General features: G+C 66.2%; 14 protein-coding genes. 9 read left to right on the top strand and 5 right to left on the bottom strand.

The window, feature by feature from the left end; translation table 11 throughout:
- The 5 genes from MUO23_02730 to MUO23_02710 form a co-directional block, all read right to left on the bottom strand.
- Positions 1-626, bottom strand: a 626-nt coding sequence (locus MUO23_02730) for a glycogen/starch synthase (protein MCJ7511869.1), incomplete at its 3' end; no start/stop codon positions are given.
- On the bottom strand, positions 623-2,278 hold the full coding sequence (locus MUO23_02725) for a DUF1957 domain-containing protein (protein MCJ7511868.1): 1,656 nt from the start codon (positions 2,276-2,278) through the stop codon (positions 623-625). The genes MUO23_02730 and MUO23_02725, both read right to left, overlap by 4 nt.
- A gap of 504 nt (positions 2,279-2,782) precedes the next feature.
- Complete coding sequence (locus MUO23_02720; protein ID MCJ7511867.1) at positions 2,783-3,826, bottom strand: electron transfer flavoprotein subunit alpha/FixB family protein; 1,044 nt, start codon at positions 3,824-3,826, stop codon at positions 2,783-2,785.
- Positions 3,826-4,608, bottom strand: a complete 783-nt coding sequence (locus MUO23_02715; GenBank protein ID MCJ7511866.1) for an electron transfer flavoprotein subunit beta/FixA family protein — start codon at positions 4,606-4,608, stop codon at positions 3,826-3,828. Before MUO23_02715 ends, MUO23_02720 begins: the two co-directional genes overlap by 1 nt.
- Before the next feature lie 95 nt (positions 4,609-4,703).
- Positions 4,704-5,924 (bottom strand): acyl-CoA dehydrogenase family protein, encoded by a 1,221-nt coding sequence (locus MUO23_02710; protein MCJ7511865.1) that lies wholly within the window; start codon positions 5,922-5,924, stop codon positions 4,704-4,706.
- Between the two features lie 149 nt (positions 5,925-6,073).
- On the opposite strand from MUO23_02710, the gene MUO23_02705 reads away from it, so the two are divergent.
- The 9 genes from MUO23_02705 (at position 6,074) to MUO23_02665 (ending at position 16,735) form a co-directional block, all read left to right on the top strand.
- Positions 6,074-7,474 carry a tetratricopeptide repeat protein gene (locus MUO23_02705; GenBank protein ID MCJ7511864.1) on the top strand — a complete coding sequence of 467 codons (1,401 nt, stop codon included), beginning with the start codon at positions 6,074-6,076 and terminating at the stop codon, positions 7,472-7,474.
- Positions 7,475-7,579: 105 nt separating this feature from the next.
- On the top strand, positions 7,580-8,266 hold the full coding sequence (locus tag MUO23_02700; protein ID MCJ7511863.1) for a hypothetical protein: 687 nt from the start codon (positions 7,580-7,582) through the stop codon (positions 8,264-8,266).
- The gene (locus MUO23_02695; protein MCJ7511862.1) at positions 8,263-9,609 is read left to right on the top strand and encodes a MiaB/RimO family radical SAM methylthiotransferase; all 1,347 of its coding nucleotides are present in this window, start codon (positions 8,263-8,265) and stop codon (positions 9,607-9,609) included. Before MUO23_02700 ends, MUO23_02695 begins: the two co-directional genes overlap by 4 nt.
- A gap of 7 nt (positions 9,610-9,616) precedes the next feature.
- Positions 9,617-10,066 carry a GatB/YqeY domain-containing protein gene (locus MUO23_02690; protein MCJ7511861.1) on the top strand — a complete coding sequence of 150 codons (450 nt, stop codon included), beginning with the start codon at positions 9,617-9,619 and terminating at the stop codon, positions 10,064-10,066.
- Positions 10,067-10,115: 49 nt separating this feature from the next.
- On the top strand, positions 10,116-12,215 hold the full coding sequence (locus tag MUO23_02685; GenBank protein ID MCJ7511860.1) for an HDIG domain-containing protein: 2,100 nt from the start codon (positions 10,116-10,118) through the stop codon (positions 12,213-12,215).
- On the top strand, positions 12,212-12,673 hold the full coding sequence (ybeY, locus tag MUO23_02680) for an rRNA maturation RNase YbeY (protein ID MCJ7511859.1): 462 nt from the start codon (positions 12,212-12,214) through the stop codon (positions 12,671-12,673). Before MUO23_02685 ends, ybeY begins: the two co-directional genes overlap by 4 nt.
- The gene (locus MUO23_02675) at positions 12,660-13,052 is read left to right on the top strand and encodes a diacylglycerol kinase family protein (protein ID MCJ7511858.1); all 393 of its coding nucleotides are present in this window, start codon (positions 12,660-12,662) and stop codon (positions 13,050-13,052) included. The genes ybeY and MUO23_02675 overlap by 14 nt, the downstream gene beginning before the upstream one ends.
- Positions 13,053-13,166: 114 nt before the next feature.
- Complete coding sequence (locus MUO23_02670) at positions 13,167-15,734, top strand: GAF domain-containing protein (GenBank protein MCJ7511857.1); 2,568 nt, start codon at positions 13,167-13,169, stop codon at positions 15,732-15,734.
- 140 nt (positions 15,735-15,874) lie between these two features.
- Positions 15,875-16,735 (top strand): TIM barrel protein, encoded by an 861-nt coding sequence (locus MUO23_02665; GenBank protein ID MCJ7511856.1) that lies wholly within the window; start codon positions 15,875-15,877, stop codon positions 16,733-16,735.

Raw genomic sequence — 16,735 nt, 5'->3', positions numbered from 1 at the left:
GTCACGCCGTCGGCTGCCACAAGCCCCAGCGGTAGCGGCATGCGCTGTGCCCAAGCCGGCAAGCCCGCCAGGTCAGGGAGCGGCAGATGATGGGCCTCCAGCGCGGCCTCACTTCCGGCGCCCATGTAGGCGAGGTTGTGGACAGTGAGCACGGTGCGGCTGGCAGCCCACGCTGGCGAGGTGAATCGCAATTGGCGAGCCCAGACAACCGACGCCGCCGCGTGCCAGTCGTGCGCATGAACAATGTCCGGAATCCACCCCTGGGCCTCACAGGCTGAGAGCGCCGCCCGACAGAACAAGGCGTACTTCTCCCCATCCTCGGCCGGGTGTGAGTAGATCGACTGCGCCGATCGAATGCTCTCCGAGTCGACGAGCCAAACCGGCTGATCTCCGGACCGGGCAAGGTGGACCGTGGCCGCCACTTCGCCACCGCCCCGCGGGACCGAGAGCTTGAGGGATCGGTCCACCACCAGCGAACTTGTGTCGGTGGAGGCGTGCAGTGGGATGACCGTGGGCACATTCATGCCCAGTCGTCGCAAGCAGCGCGGCAGTTCACCGGCGACATCGCCCAGCCCGCCGACCTTGCTGAAGGGGGAGGCTTCTGCCGCCAGGAAGAGCACGTTCATTGGGTGAACCAGCGGAAGTCGATCTCTGGGAAGACTTTGTCCTTTTCCCAAAGTTCGGCGGTGAGATCCAGGTCGGGAGCTCCCCGGTCTAGCGAGTCGAGCAGAGCACGGTACCTTTCGACGTGCTGCACAAACCTTTGGATGGCGTACTCCTTGGCCTGTCCGGTTGTCACCAGGAACGGCCAGTCCGAGGACTGCAGGAGCAGCAGCTCTCGGGCGGCCTGGTTGAGCAACGTGCGCTCGCCTCCCGCGGCGGACTTGTACCTCTCGGCGGCCTTGAGCATGCGGGCTTCGCACTCATGAATGACCGGCCACATCCAGTGAGTTTCTGCGTTGTCCCACACGAAGTGTGTGCCGCCGGCACCCCACGACCCTTCGGGGAGTTTGAGCGCCGTGGTCGGCGGGTGCTGCTCTAGGCAAGCCGAGGCCGTGGTCAGCTCCACCGTCTCCGAGGCGGCCAGCTCGCGGAGCACCCCTTTGACCCAATCGACCCCTTCAAACCACCAGTGGCCAAACAGCTCGGTGTCGTAGTTGGCGGCGATGACGCCATGGGTGTGCGTTTCGTTGTGGTACGTCTGGAGAAGCTCGGAGACCAGGTAAGCGAAGTGGCGGCTGTGCTCGCCGACCTTCCAGGCTGCCCAGTCGGGGTGGTAGGCATCCTTGTCGCCCAAGCCGACGCGTGTCCCCGACACCCGCCAGTACTGCATGCCGGAGACCCCATCCTTCTTGTGGAACTCGCGGTAGTCGAAATCGCCCGGATACCCCCACTCCGCGCTCCACACCTGCAACCCAGTCCGGTTGTTTCTACCCAGAACCGCCACGTTCGATGAGGTGACGTAGTATGCCTGGTAGGTGGTCGCCGTCTTTTCCGGGTGGAACTCAGAAAGGGGGATCAGGTACCGCCGCGTGATTTCCCCGTAGGGTCCGATGGCTTCCCCGGCCGCGACCCCGACCGGCTGCCCGCCTTGGATCATGTGGGTCTCGGCGAAGAACAGCCTCAGGCCGTGGGCAGCAAGGAAATCCTCAATGCCCGGGCGGGCGCGCCCATCCTCGGTCGTGTAGGCGGGCCGGTAGGCGCATTCCGGAAGCCAGATTGAACGGGGTGATCGGCCAAAGTGCCGCTTGTAGGACTCCACCGCTGTTCGCAGCTGAAGGTTGATCGACTCGTCCCGGTCCAGCAGCGGCAGGTATCCGTGGGTAGCGGCGCAGGTCGCGATCTCTAGCAGGCCGGCATCCTGCAATCGGCGGAACGCTCCAACCAGGTCCCCACGGTAGCGCTCGACAAAGCTCGATTTGACTTTGCGGTAGGCATCGCGGTAGAAGCCGGCCAGGAGGGCCATGTGAGGGTCTTGGGCTTGCTCGAAGCGAGGAACATCGGCTGAGGCCGCGGCGATCTTCTGATCCAGGTACTCCACGAAGTTACGGCGGACATCCTCGTCAGCGAGCTGCTCCAGCAGGATCGGGGTCAGGGTGAGCGTCAGCCGGGCAGGCACGCCCTCCGCCTGCAGATCGTAGAGGGCATCCAGCAGCGGGATGTAGGTTTCCGCCGCGGCCTCGTGCAACCACTCTTCCCCATGCGGCCAGCGCCCGGCCTGCCTTGCATATGGAAGATGAGAATGCAGCACGAAGGTGAAGGATCCTACGGCGGCCATCCGGCGACCCATCCACTCGGATGGGGCAATTCTATCAGAGCCATGGCTGCGCTCCACTCGGCCTGCGACGAATCCAAAGCGCGGAGCTCCCGCCGGAGGCACCGCGCCCGCCGTTGGTCGACAGATCCCGGCTACACTTTCAGCATGGCGGGTGCGCTGGAAGACTTGTGGGCCGATGTTCTTTCGGAATCGCCGGACAGGATCAGCCGCCGGCTTGCCGCGCTAGACCAGGCAGAGCGCCAGGCCATCCTCCTGCACTTGGAGGCAATGACCAGGGGTGACGGCTGGAGCGAGGGGCAACGCCGCAGGGCGGCCTTTGCCCTGGCGCAGTGGATCCATCGCCGGTCTGACCCGGGTGTCCCTGAGCAGGATGCCAGGCCATGACTGGCACGCCACGGTTGGCTGCAGTTGGACGGCCAGGACGAAGCCTCGCCTTGGGGAGAAACGGCGTGCCCGGCCGGGCAGGGCCGGGCACGCCAGAGCCCGATCTGCTCAGGAGCATCGCTACTTGCCGAGGCGAGCCCGGAGTTCCTTGGTCAGCGCCGGCAGCACTTCGTACAGATCGCCGACGATACCGAACCGGGCCAACTTGAAGATCGGCGCCTCGGCGTCTTTGTTGATGGCGACAATCGTCTTGGAGGTCCGCATCCCGGCCAGGTGCTGGATGGCCCCGGACACGCCGCAGGCGATGTACAGATCGGGCGACACGACCTTTCCCGTCTGGCCAACCTGGAAGGCGTAAGGGACGTATCCGGCATCCACCGCTGCGCGGCTGGCTCCTACCGCCCCTCCCAGGGCGGCTGCCAGCTCCCGGAGCAACTGGAAGCCCTGCTGGGCCCGCCAGATCTCCTTCTCCCGCTCATCCGTGATCTCGGCCGGCGGCGTCAGGCTGGGGTTGTTCGACACACCGCGCCCGCCGCTGACGATCACCGCCGCGTCGGTCAGGCTAACACCGCCATCGCTGGGCTTGTATCCGAGCACCTCGGATTTCACCTCGCCGACAGCCGCTTCGATCTTCTTGACCGGACCAGACTTCGCCGGGTCGGCCTCCGGTCCAGGGAAGACCCGGCTGCGGATGAGCACGATCTGGGGCAGCGCCTGCGAAATGACCACCTTGGCAAAGATCTTCCCGCCGTACACCGGCCGGGTGGCCAGCAGCTTGCCGTCTTTGATCTCGAATGCGACGACATCCGGCGCCACGCCCGTCGAAAGATCGACGGCCACCATGGCCGCCAGCTCACGGGTGCGAGCGGTAGTGGGCAGCATGAACACTTCGGGGGCGGCTTCCTGGAGGGCCTTGGCCACCACCGAGGCGTAAGCTTCCGGGCGGAAGTCCTTGAGCTTGGCGTCTTCGGCCACCCAGGCGTCATCGGCGCCATGCTGGATGGCCTGGGCTGCCAAGGACTGGGTCTGCTCTCCAAGCACCAGGGCTGTCAGAGAGCTCCCGAGCGCCAGGGCCGCGGTCTTGGCAGCTCCGATAGCTTCGAGGGATGCAGGCAGGATCTGGCCGTTGAAGTGATCGACATACACAAAGACTTTGCTGGCCATCAGATTACCTTCTCTTCGATCAAGCGCGCCGCGAGAGCGGCGGCCTTGGCTGCTGGCGAATCGCCTTCGACGACCTCGCACCGTGTCTCGATCTTGGGGGGGGCGAACACCTCCGGCCACGTCAACGCCGATTGCGGCGGTGCCGAGATCCCAATGTCCGCCAGGGACCATACCGGAAGCGGGGCCTTGGAAGCCTTGCGGATTCCCATGAAGGAGGGGTAGCGCGGCTCGCAAATCTCCTTGACAACGCTGACGACTGCCGGCAGCGGCGCTTTGACCTCCTGCCGCCCTTCGTCCAGCATGCGCGCCACGCTGATGCTCTTGGCCGCGGCATCCAGCGCCGTGACAGCCGCCACCAGGCTCAACGACGGCCAGCCGAGGCGGCGCGCCACCTGGGCGCCGGTGATGCCGGTGTCGCTGTCGACCGCCTGCCGGCCGAAGAACACCAGATCCACCTCCCCTATCTTGGCGATCGCCGCCGCCAAGACGGCTGAGACCACCAGTGAATCCGGGGCGGTGATCCCCGGATCACTGACCAGGACCGCCTCATCGCATCCCATCGCCAGGGCATGCTTCAACGCTTCCTTCGCCGACTCCGGCCCCAGGCTGAGCGCGGTGACCTTGCCGCCATGGGCTTCCTTCGTGCGCAGCGCCTGCTCGACCGCGAACTCATCCCAAGGGTTGATCACGAGCGGCGAGTCCCCCCACGAGACCTTCCCGTCCTGTACCGTGACCGTGGCCGCGGTGTCGGGGGTCTGCTTCACACACACAACGATGTTCAAAGCACCCTCCTCTCGATTCCGCCCTCGAGTGCGAGGGCTGAGATTTCCGATCGGTCTGCAGCCGGACCCGCTTCGCCCGGCCGGACTTCGAGTTCTCAGGCCGCGGCGGGCGCCGTCCAGGCCTGGGCATCGTAAGCCGGGAGTTCACACCGCAGCTGCCCGTCTACCCTCGAGCCGAGCGCATAGCTGGCCTGGATCAGGGTGTGGATCTCACTGGTGCCTTCGTAGATCATCGCTCCCCGCGCATTGCGCAGATAGCGCTCGACATCAAATTCGTCGCTGAAGCCGTAGGCACCGTGGACCTGAATAGCTTGCGAAGCGCACTCAAACGCGGCTTCGGTAGCATACCACTTGGCCATCGAGGTTTCGCGGGTGCACCGAAGACCCTGGTTCTTCATCCAGCCTGCCTGCAAGTACAGCAGGCGGGAGACATCATAGGCCTGGGCCATGCCGGCGATCTTCTGCTCGATCAACTGGTGCTGCGCGATCGGCCGACCGAAGGCCTGGCGTTGTCGAGCATAGGCGACGCTCGCATCCCGGCAGGCGCGGATCAGTCCGGCCGCGCCTGCCGCTACGGTATAGCGTCCGCCATCGAGACAAGCCATCGCAATCCGGAAACCCTCCCCCTCCTCGCCCAATCGGTTCTCGATCGGCACGAAGACCTGGTCGCAGGCCAGCCAACCGGTGGACCCCGCCCGGATCCCCAACTTGCCGTGGTGATCGCCGCGCGTCACGCCGGGCCGGTCCGTCTCCAGGATGAAGGCGGTCAGCGCCTGGTGTGGATCGGCGTCGGCGGGACCGGTCCGGGCGAACCACAACACCTGGTCAGCCAGGCTCGCCAAGGAGATCCAGGTCTTCTCGCCCTGCAACCGGTAACCACCCTCCACCGCCCGGGCCGTCGAGGCGATTGCGGCCACATCCGAGCCAGCGCCGGGTTCGGTCAGGGCAAAACCGGCCAGCTTGTCACCGGCCGCCTGCGGGACAAGGTACTGCTGCTTCTGCGCCTCACTCCCCCACTGCAGCAATCCCAAGGAGGTCAGACCCAAGTGAACCGAGAGGACGACCCGCAGGCTGGTGTCGACATACTCCAGCTCCTCACACACCAACCCCAAGCTGATGTAGTCCATCCCCTGCCCGCCGTACCGAACCGGCAGACACACCCCGAGCAGCCCCAACGCTCCCATCCGGCGGATCAGGAGTGGATCCGCCCGCTGCTCACGGTCCAGCCCTTTCAAGACCGGCGCAGCTTCCTTCTGTGCGAAGTCACGGACTGCCCTCTGCACCATGAGCTGCTCTGAACTCAGACTGAAATCCATCCGGCCTCACAGGGATCGAGCCGATTATAGCGTTTGGGGTTCCGGCGCTCAACGGTTGAAGGTCACACCTGCAGGGTGAGCCGCAGCACGCATTCCGGGACGTGCCTCCCTGGCTATAATCCATTCCAAGAAGATCGATGGAGCCCCGCTTGAACCCCAGCCTGGTCCGTGCCATCCTCCTGTTCCTGACAGGCACGATCCTGGCTGCAGTGTCGCCGACCGCGGCGCCGCGGGCGCTGGCGGAGGAATTGGCGGCAGCCCGGGAGTCTCTGGCTCTGGGAGAGCCGCAAGCTGGGCTCACCCACCTCAACGCTATCCTGCGGCTTGAGCCTTCGCTCGGGTTTCTGCATCGACCGGCAGCGCAGGCCGCTCTCGCAGGAAACGACCGGGGCGCGGCCCTGGCTCATATCGAGCAGGCGCTCCACATCGAGCCTGAGGCTGAGGATCTGGAATGTCTGCGCTTCGAGGCGCTCGCCATGACCCGTGGGGCGCCCGCCCGCACCCCGATCCCCGCTAGCTGTCAGGGCTCCGCCAGGCTGCACCGCAGAAGGGCTCAGGCATTGACCGCCGCCGGCCAATTCGAGGAAGCCCTTGGGGAGGCAGGAGTGTCTGCTCGACTCGATCCGCAGGATGCGGACTCACATCGGCTGCGCGCGGTCCTGGCGGCAGCGCTTGGGACAGAGTCAGCGCTCAGCCTGAGCCGGGATGCCCGGCGACTGACAGGGCCTGAGGATCGCTTGCTGACCGACTTGGTGACCACGCTCGGGTTGTCTTCCAGCTCTGCGCCTACCGAGGCGGCCGTGCGTGCCGGTCAGGTGTTCTTGAAGCACCAATTGTGGACGGAGGCCGCCGCGGCGTTCGAGCGGGCTGTCGACCTTGCGCCGGGGGATCTTGGGGCGCAGGCGTATCTGGCCTATGCCCGTTCCGCCCTCGACGAACAGGCGATCCAACAGCTTCGGGGAATCCGCCAGCACGCGCCGGACGCCCCCCTCCCCTACCTGCTTGAAGCGATGGCCCTGCGCCAGCACGGCAGGCCATCTGCCGCGATCCCCCTCCTCGAAGCCGGCCTCGCCCTGAGCCCCGAGAATCCGGCCATGCTGGCGGAAATGGGCGCAGCCCAGATGACAGCCGGCGATCTCGCCCAGGCCGCCGGCTGGTATCGTCGGGCTGCCGAAGCGGCCGCGACAGAGCCCGCCTACTGGGGTCTGCTGGCCCAGTTCTCTCTCGATCACGGGTTCGACATCGCCGGCCTGGCTCTTCCTGCCGCCAGAAACGCGGTTGCCCTCGAGCCCGGAAGTGCGGAGGCCTGGGACCAACTCGGCCACGCCCACCTTGTCGAGGGTGACCCATTGCTGGCGGATCGCATCCTTCGGACCTCCATCGAGCTGAATCCGCAGTCCGCTTCGGCGCACTATCACTTTGGCCTGGCACGCCTGGCCCTGGCAGACTCGGCTGGAGCGATCGCAGCCTTTCAGGCCGTACTACAGATTGACCCGGAGGGCGCCTACGCAGAACTGGCTCGCCGATCGCTGGAGTCGCTCGGAGGTTGAATCGCGGGTACTCTGGCCTCGGCATGGAAGCGCCCAGCCCACGCCCGCGCCGGGGAAGCCGCCCGCCTTTCCTTGAGGGCGCATGCTAGAATGCGGTCGGTTTCGATGAGCCTCAACAGCCCGTACCCGCAGCCACACCCTACCCGAACCCCAGCGGTGGCGATCGCTGTTTTCGCGGCGATGGTCGGCGGCTGTGCCGGGCTGCTGCCGAGCCCTCAACCCGGATCGATCCTCTTCCAGGACGACTTCTCGCGGGCTTCGAGCGGGTGGGATCGCTACCGCGACTCGAGCGTCGAGTCCGACTACTCCGCGGACACCTATCAGATTGCGGTCTACGAGCCCGAGAGGATCGCCTGGTCGCGCCCGGGTTTGCGCTTCACGGACGTCGTGATCGACGTCGACGCCACTGTGACGGATGGCCCGGAGAACAACGCCCTGGGTGTGATCTGTCGCTATCAGGATCCCCAGAACTTCTACTTCTTCCTGATCTCCGCCGATGGGTTCGCTGGCATCGGCCAGCGCCTCGACGGCGTGCAGACCATGTTCAACGACGCCGCCATGCTTCCGGCCGACTCGATCGTCCACGGCCAATCGACAAACCATCTGCGGGCAGAGTGCAGCGGCCCTCGCCTCACCCTCAGCATCAATGGGGTCCCCGCCCGCCAGGCAGCTGCGGACGCGTTCGAGAGCGGAGATGTCGGGCTGCTCGCCGGGACATACGATCTTCCCGGCACGCGGGTGTCCTTCGACAGCTTCTCCGTCCGTCAACCCGAACTACCACTCAACTCATGAGAGTATTCCTCGACAGCGTCGGCTGCCGCTTGAACCAGAGCGAGCTCGAACTCATCGCCTCTGACCTGCGCCAGGCGGGCGCCCAGTTGGTCGCCGTGCCGGAAAGCAGTGACGTGATCATCCTCAACACCTGCGCCGTCACCCAGGCCGCCGCCGCCGACTCGCGGAGCATGGCGCGCCGGGCGTACCGCCTTCGCCCCCAGGCGCGGATCGTGCTCACCGGATGCTGGGCCACCCTTGACCCCGTCGCCGCCGCTCATCTTGCCCCTGGAATCGAAGTCGTCCCCAATTGGCGGAAGGAGAGCATCGCCCGGCAGCTGACAGGGGGCTCCAGGCTCCCCTTCGCCGCCACGGGGGAGGCCGTTCGCCTTCCGATCCCGGGCAATCGGCATCGCGTGCGGGGATTTGTGAAGGTACAGGAGGGCTGCAACTCCCGATGCGCATTTTGCCTTACCCGTCTGGTGCGCGGTCCGGCTCGGAGCGTTCCCCCGGGAACCGTCCTCGAGCGGGTCCGCCATGCCATCTTGGGTGGCGCCCACGAGATCGTACTGTGCGGGGTTCAACTAGGTGGATACGGCCAGGAAGCCCGCGGCCTGCCGAGGCTGGAGGGCCTGATGGGCCTGATCCTACGGGAGACGGAGGGAGTCCGCTTCCGCCTCTCGTCGATCGATCCTTGGGATGTCTCTGAGCCGCTTCTGGCGCTCTGGGACAACCGCCGACTGTGCCGCCAGCTTCACCTGCCGTTGCAGTCCGGGAGCGCAGCAACCCTGCAGCGAATGCTCCGCCCGGTCACGCCCAACGGGTTCGCCCGCCTGGCTGCCAAGGCCAGGGAGTGGATTCCTGGCCTGGCGCTCACCACGGATCTGATCGCCGGATTCCCGGGCGAAACCGAGGTGGACTTCGACATCAGTCTGCAGTTTGTCGAAGGGATGGCGTTTGCAGACGCCCATGTATTCGGCTACTCGCCTCGCCCAGGGACGGCGGCCGCCCGCCTTCCCAGCCCGGTCGACCCGGTGCGCCTTGGCCTCCGCACCCGGCGGTTGCGTGCCCTGGCGAGGACGGCGCGCCAAGCCGCCCTCAGCCAACAGGTGGGCAGAACTGAGCAGGCGGTCTGGGTTAGCGGACAACCCGCAGACAGCGGAGGCTGGAGCCTGCGGGGACTGACCGACACGGGGTTCCCCGTATCGGCCCGCTCGCCCCTCAACCTTCGCTCCAGGATGTCTTCCGTCCACATCACCGGAGTGCAAGGCGGCGTGCTGACAGCTGCACTGGCGGGCAACGACCCCGCCCCGCACGGCCCCCACCAGGGCCCGCCTTCCCCGCCTTTCCGGTCCTCGGTATAATGGACTCATGCCGTCCCGCAATGAGCTAGAGTCCGACCTGAAGGCCGCGATGCGCAGCGGAGATGATGTGCGCAAGCGCACCTTGCGGATGGTGCTTTCCGCCGTCAAGCTGGCCGAGGTCGACAAGCGCGGCGAGCTGGACGAAGCGGCGATGATGGCGGTCTTGCAGAAGGAAGTCAAGGTCCGCAATGAGGCGATCCAGGACTCAGAGCGCGCCAACCGGCCTGACCTGGTTGAGGCCGCTCGGGCGGAACTGGCCGTCCTGCAATCGTACCTGCCGAAGCCCCTCAGTGATGAGGAACTGACGCGCCTGGTGCGTCAGGCGATCGAAGAGACCGGCGCGACCACCCCGGCAGAGATCGGCAAGGTGATGAAGTCCTTGCAGCCGCATGTGCAGGGGAAGGCCGACGGGAAAGCCGTCAGCGATCGGGTGCGGCAGCTGTTGTCCGCCCCGTAGCAGGGCCATGGAGTCCTCCCCGCAACCCAGACGTCCAATGCGCGAGCGGATGTTCTCCGCGTGGAACGCAGCCCGCCTCGGGGTGATCTTCTTGCTGGCGCTGGTCGGCGCGACCGCGGCCCTCTCCCTCCCGATTAACCAACGGACAGCCGGAGTGGTGCTGCAGGCGGGCCAGGTCGCATCGCAGGATGTGCAGGCTCCCTTCGCCCTGACCTTCTCCAGCGAGACCCGCACCGAGGAAGCGCGCCGGATTGCGTCCGATGGCGTCGAGCCGGTGTTCGATCCTCCCGACAGCCGGGTCGCCCGGGAACAGGTCCAGCGCCTGCGAAGCACCCTGGACTATGTCGACTCGGTTCGTGCCGACGAGTTCGCATCACCCGAGCAGAAGGTCGCCGACCTGAGCGCCCTGTCCGACATCCGCATCCCGGCGGAAAGAGCCCAGGCCATCCTACAGCTTGCGGATGCACGCTGGCAGGCCGTCAGGCTCGAGGCCCTGGCGGTACTGGAACAGGTCATGCGGGCCGAGATCCGGGAGGGTTCCATTGAGGGTGCCCGCCGCGCCGTGCCGGCGCTGGTGAGCATCAGCCTGCCGGAATCGCAGGCCGAGCTGGTCGCCGACCTGGCGGCTGCGTTCGTCGCCCCTAACGCACTCTACAATGAGCCGTTGACCCGAGAGGCGCAGGACGCCGCCCGGCAGCGGGTCGAGCCAGTTGCACGGACCTTCGCTTCCAGCGAGACCATCGTCGCTCGGGGACAGGTTGTCCAGCCGATCGACATCGAGGCCCTGCAGGCCTATGGCCTGATCCGTCCCCCCAACCCTGGGCGCGAGATCGCCTTGCGCGGCCTACTGGTCACCCTCCTCGGCTGTACGATCGGCCTGTATCTCTACCGCGTCCATCGCAAGCAAATCGCCTCGGCCCGGCTGGCAGTCGTCACTGGGCTGGCCTTTGTCCTGACGGCGATTACCCTGCAAGCCATGATTCCCGGTCACGCCGTGCTGCCCTACATCTTCCATGCTGCCGCCTTGCCGATGGTGCTGACAGTGTTGCTTTCCCCCGGAATGGGGATTCTGGCCGCCCTGGCTACCGGCGCCGTCGCCGGCTACCTGGCGCCGCGAGGTCTTGAGGTCGGGCTGTACGTTGCCCTCTCGGGCTGCATCGCCTCCTTGGTGATCGGCCGGGCCGAACGGATCAGCGCCTTCCTGTGGGCCGGCCTGGCGGGATCGGTGGGGGCAATCGCGGTCGTCGTGCTCTTTCGCTTTGCGGATCCAACGACGGACCTCGTGGGCAAGACAACCCTGCTCGTTGCCGGCTTGATGACTGGCCTGCTGTCGGCCAGCCTGGCCTTCGGCTTTGTCCTGCTCGCCGGCACTCTGCTCGGAGGGACCTCGAACCTACAGCTGATCGAACTCTCGCGCCCGGATCACCCGCTCTTGCAGTTAATCCTTCGCAACGCGCCCGGAACCTACCAGCACAGCCTGCAGGTCGCCAACCTGGCCGAACAGGCGGCGCGGGCCGTGGGCGCCAACGCTCTGCTCGTGCGCGTCGGGGCCTTGTACCACGATGCGGGCAAGGCGCTTCGCCCACAGTTCTTCATTGAGAACCAGATGCCTGGGCAGAACATCCACGAGCAACTTGACCCGACCACCAGCGCCAGCCTGATCGTCTCCCATGTCACAGACGGCCTGGAACTCGCCCGCAAGCACCGCTTGCCGAGCCGGATTGCGGCCTTCATTCCCGAGCACCACGGGACGCTTGAGGCCACCTATCAGTTGCAGGCCGCCCTCGAGGCTGCCGGAGGCGAGCCCGAACGTGTCAACCGGCGGGATTTCGTCTACCCCGGCCCGCGGCCCCGCACCCGCGAATCGGCCATCCTGATGTTGGCCGATGGTGTCGAAGCCAAGGCCCGTGCCGATGCTCCAGAGACCGAAGAAGAGATCGAGGACCTGGTGCGGTGGGTGGTCGAGGACCGACTTTCCAAAGGCCAGCTCGACCGCACGGAGCTGACGTTTCGCGACCTGGACAACATCCGGCGTTCGTTCGTGAGCAGTCTGCGCAGCATGTATCATTCGCGCCTTCGCTACCCGGAGGCCAATGGCAACGGCAACAGGCCGGCCAAATCCGAAGAGGCGGCGGTCTCCGAGCGATGAAGTATCCGGTGAGCGTGCTCGCCGAGCCCGGCTTGGGGAAGTACCGTCCCGGGCTCGCCGGCGCCGCCCGGGCGGCGCTCTCCCACCAGCAAGCCGAGCCCGGAAGCCTGACCGTTCTGCTAGCCGGGGTAACCCGCATGCAGCAGTTGAACGCCGAATTCGCCGGAGTGGACCGGGCGACCGACGTGCTGTCCTTTCCCGCCGACGATCAGGGCCTGGACGTCGGCGGCCGCTACTACGGCGACATTGCCGTCTGCGTGCCTGTGGCCCAGGCACAAGCCGCCCGCAAGCGCCACGACCTGGCCGGCGAAGGCCAGCTGCTGGTGGTCCATGGAGTTCTGCACCTGCTCGGCTACGACCATGACACCCCGGCCCGCAAGCGGCAGATGTGGCGAGCCCAGAAGGAGATCCTGACTGCCTTGAGGAGCGGCACAGACCCCCGCCATGCATCGACCTGACCCCGCCCTTCGGGCCCGCTCACGGCTGCAGTCGTTCCGTCATGCGCTGGCAGGTCTCTGGCATGTGCTGCGCACCCAACGCAACGCCTGGATTCACACTGGAGCGACCTTGTTGGTTCTTGGGCTGGCCTGGTGGCTGGACGTGCCTCGCGCCGAGTTGGCGCTGCTGGTGCTGGCCATCGGCCTGGTCTGGTCGGCGGAGTTCGTGAACACGGCGCTCGAGGCGGCGGTGGATCTCGCCAGCCCCGACCTGCATCCTGTCGCCCGCCTCGGCAAGGATGTCGGCGCCGCCGCCGTCCTGGTGGCGGCCGTCGCCTCAGTAGTGGTCGGGCTGCTGATCTTGGGTCCGCCCCTGGTCAACCGCTTGTCCGGCGCCTGAGCCGGGGGCGTCTCGCCTCAGCGCACTAGACCTGCAGATGTTTGTCAGGCCTGCGTATCTATGACATAATGCAGTGGGTCCGCCTACTGCGGATCGACCCAGAAACCTGAAGCAATGACCGATCCCTTTAATCAGCGTCAGGATATCCTGTACCGGGCGGCCACCGCCAGTTTCGACATTTACAATCCTGCTCAGGCCTTGGCCGGGGTGCTTGAGACGGCCTGCGCCTTGCTCGGTACGCAGCGAGCGGCGTTGTATGAGTACGACGAGGTCAGCGCCGGGTTTGGCCCACGCTTGGCCCATGGGCTCAGCCTGTCGGATCTGGGACGCATTTCTTCCTCGGCCGAGCAACCGGTTCTGCGGAACGCCTTGCGGGCCGGGCATGCCGCGAGTTCCGGCGACGCCAGTACCAGTCTCGGACTTCCCCTTGCCCCGGGATCCGTCGCCTGTGCCCCCTGCATCGCTGCTGGCCAGTCAATCGGGCTGCTCTTTGTCGGCACCGACACCGGGAAGCCGTTTGGCCAAGATGCGCTAGCCACCCTGGACGTGCTGGCAGCCCGGGCGGCGGAGATCATGGCGTTTGCCCGGCAGAGCGCCGGTCAGAGCTACCTACTGCACAAACTCACGCTGCTGTACCAGGCGACCAATGCCATCACCAGCACTCGCGATCGGGATGAGGTCGTGCGCCAGACGGCCACGCACTTGCTGCGAGCCACTTCGGCCGACTGCTGCGAGATCACTCTGCTGACCGACGCTCGTGCTCGCACGGTGCGTTTTCGGCCGCGCCTCGGCAAGGGACTTCAGCAAACCGTGCAGGCCGAGAAGATCGACGCCGTCCCGGACTACCCGGTGCACACCCAGGTGCTCGAGCACCTGCGCCCGTCGACTCTCAGCCAGACCCCAGCGGTAGGATCGGCCCGGGATCTGAGTATGCTCCAGGCGGAAGGCATCGAGGCCGCCGCCGTGTTCCCGCTCACCACCAGCAACCAGGCGCTGGGTCTGGTCCGGCTGCTGTACCAACAGCTGGGCCGGCAGATCAACGATCAGGAGATGGAGCTCGCCCAGGCGATCCTGAGTATCGGCGCCGTCGGCCTGCAGGACGCCATCCACTTCGGCGAGGCGACCTCGCGCGCCGACCAGCTGCTCGTACTGGCGGAGATCGGGCGGGACCTGACCTCGACGTTGGAGCTTGAGATGGCGCTCGAAAATGCCATGCGCAACGCCCAGCGCCTGATCCAGGCCGAGGCCTGCGTGCTGTTCCTGCTGGACGAGCCGGGCGAGAAACTGGTGCTAAAAGCCAGCGGCGGTGCCGAATTGCGCATTCGGGACGTGGCCATCCGGCTGGAGGAAGGAATCGCCGGGTGGGTCACACGCAACCGCCAGCCCTTGATCGTCAACGACGTCCGCACCAACCCCCTCTATCAAAGCGCCATCGACGGCCAGACCGGGCTCCTCACCAGCTCCATCCTGTGCGTTCCGCTCGAGACCCGCGGCGAGGTGCTGGGGGTGATTGAGGCCATCAACCACCCGACCGGGTCGTTCACCGAGGCCGATAAGCAGGTGCTCGCCTCGGTCGCCTCCTGGGCCGCCATCGCCCTCGACAACGCCAACCTGTTCCAGCGGGTAGCGGAAGAACGCCGGCGGCTGGAGGCCACCCTGGTCGAGACCGCGGATGCGGTGGTGCTGACCGACCGCTCCGGCCGCATCATTCTTGTAAATAAAGCCGCCAGTCAGGCCTTCCGCATCAACTCCGAGCGCGCCATCGGGCGCCCAGCCTGGGAGATCTTCGTCGGGCATGACCTGGGCGACCTGTTGATGCGCGCCGACAGCGACTTGCCGGTGACGATGGAGATCACCACCCCCACGGAGCGCGTGTTGTATGCCACCGTCAGCGAGGTCACCGACGTCGGACGCGTGGCAGTGATGCAGGACATCACGGCCTTGAAGCAGATTGACCGAATGCGGTCCCAGTTTCTGGGCACGGCTGCCCACGACCTGAAGAACCCTTTGAACGCCATTCGGCTCGGCGCCGACCTGCTCAATGATGCTCCGCTCAGCGATCAGCAGCGTAAGGCGCTGAACATGATGCAGCGTGCGACAGACAGCATGACCAATCTGATCACCGGCCTGCTGGAGACCATCCGCGTCGAGTCGACGGCCAACCTCGGGGCTGAGCCCTGCCAGGTGAACGATTTGATCCGACACGCAATCGAGGACCTACGCCCGCTGGCTGAGGCCCGCCAGGACACGATCGTCTACGATCCTCCCGGGGATCCGCTTCTGATCATCGGCGATCCCAGTCGGCTCAACTCCGTCATGAGCAACCTGCTCAGCAATGCCATCAAGTTCACCGAGCTCAAGGGTGCCATCCGCATCGGGGTCAGCTGGGACGATGACCAGGTGACGGTCAGCGTCAGTGACAATGGGCCTGGAATTCCCGAGGACGAACTGCCGCGAGTCTTCGAACACCTCTTCCGGGGCCGAGTGACCGTGCGCGATCCCAACAACCCCATTGAGGGCACCGGCCTTGGCCTAGCCCTGGCCAAGACCGTGATCGAGCAGCATGGGGGGCGGATCTGGGTGACCAGCCCTCCGGGCCAGGGCGCGACCTTCTCCTTCTCGATCCCACGCGAGCCCACCCCGAAGACCGGATCGCTCCGAAAAGGCGCAGCCGTCTCCTGATCCACCGGCGACCCTCCTGTCCAGAGCCGCCAGCGCAGGTGCTTGCCGCATCCAAAGCCCGGCCAGCGGGACGGGGGGCACGCCTCCGTCGGTGAGCGGCCTGCCAGGCAGTGGCATTGACCCCAATGGAGAGGGATGACATGCTGCGCGAAGAACCTGCGAGCCTCGTGTTTGGGACTGTCGGCTCCCCTGCCTCGACCCCGAAAAAGCCCGGGGGTTCCATGGGCGCGGCGCTGCACCTGGCAGACCTCGGGTTGACGGCCTACGAATTGGCCTGGGTGCAGTCCGTGCGGGTGACCGAGGCCACCTGCGCTCAGATCCGCCAGGCGGCGGCCGGGGTCGGTGTCCGCCTAAGCATCCATGCGCCGTACTACATCAACCTGAACGCCGATGCCCAGGAATGGCCCAAGAGCCGGAAGCGGCTGATGGATGCTGCCCACTATGGGAACCTGGCCGGCGCCACGGATATTGTGTTCCATCCCGGGTCGTACTTCGGCAGAGACCCCTCCGAAGTCCTGCCCGTGGCCATCAAACGCCTGCGCAGCTGTGTGGAAGAGCTGCGGGCAGCCGGAAATCCAGTCACCTTGCGGTCCGAGACCATGGGCAAGGCCGCGATGCTCGGCTCCCTGGCTGATGTCTTGATCCTCTCCCGCGAGATCCCGGGCGTGCTGCCGTGCCTCGACTTCTCTCACTTGCACGCCCGGGCAGGCGATGGATCGATGAACACCCGCCGGGAATGGGAACTGGCGCTCGGTGCCTATGCCGAGGCCCTAGGCCCCGACTCCTTGAAGCAATTGCACTGCCATCTCTCTGGGATCGAGTATGGGCCCAAAGGCGAGCGCAACCATCTGATGCTTGCCGACTCGGATTTCCGTCTGGAGGAACTGCTGGCGGCGCTCCACGCCGGCGGGTGCGCCGGCAGGATCTTATGCGAGAGTCCGATGATGGACCTTGACGCCCTGGCGATCCAGAAGGCCTACGCCGGGCTGACTGTGGCGTGA

It is taken from the genome of Anaerolineales bacterium (genome assembly GCA_022866145.1).
GTDB lineage: Bacteria > Chloroflexota > Anaerolineae > Anaerolineales > E44-bin32 > PFL42.
The sequence above is the reverse complement of the archived record's forward strand: the minus strand, read 5'-3'. Positions and strand labels throughout refer to the sequence as shown.

What these genes read in the sequence shown, in the direction of transcription:
- MUO23_02725 (MCJ7511868.1), bottom strand. Translation starts at nt 2,278, where the DNA reads ATGGCCGCCGTAGGATCCTTCACCTTCGTGCTGCATTCTCATCTTCCA.
- MUO23_02720 (MCJ7511867.1), bottom strand. Translation starts at nt 3,826, where the DNA reads ATGGCCAGCAAAGTCTTTGTGTATGTCGATCACTTCAACGGCCAGATC.
- MUO23_02710 (MCJ7511865.1), bottom strand. Translation starts at nt 5,924, where the DNA reads ATGGATTTCAGTCTGAGTTCAGAGCAGCTCATGGTGCAGAGGGCAGTC.
- MUO23_02700 (MCJ7511863.1), top strand. Translation starts at nt 7,580, where the DNA reads ATGAGCCTCAACAGCCCGTACCCGCAGCCACACCCTACCCGAACCCCA.
- MUO23_02695 (MCJ7511862.1), top strand. Translation starts at nt 8,263, where the DNA reads ATGAGAGTATTCCTCGACAGCGTCGGCTGCCGCTTGAACCAGAGCGAG.
- MUO23_02690 (MCJ7511861.1), top strand. Translation starts at nt 9,617, where the DNA reads ATGCCGTCCCGCAATGAGCTAGAGTCCGACCTGAAGGCCGCGATGCGC.
- MUO23_02685 (MCJ7511860.1), top strand. Translation starts at nt 10,116, where the DNA reads ATGTTCTCCGCGTGGAACGCAGCCCGCCTCGGGGTGATCTTCTTGCTG.
- ybeY (MCJ7511859.1), top strand. Translation starts at nt 12,212, where the DNA reads ATGAAGTATCCGGTGAGCGTGCTCGCCGAGCCCGGCTTGGGGAAGTAC.
- MUO23_02675 (MCJ7511858.1), top strand. Translation starts at nt 12,660, where the DNA reads ATGCATCGACCTGACCCCGCCCTTCGGGCCCGCTCACGGCTGCAGTCG.
- MUO23_02670 (MCJ7511857.1), top strand. Translation starts at nt 13,167, where the DNA reads ATGACCGATCCCTTTAATCAGCGTCAGGATATCCTGTACCGGGCGGCC.
- MUO23_02665 (MCJ7511856.1), top strand. Translation starts at nt 15,875, where the DNA reads ATGCTGCGCGAAGAACCTGCGAGCCTCGTGTTTGGGACTGTCGGCTCC.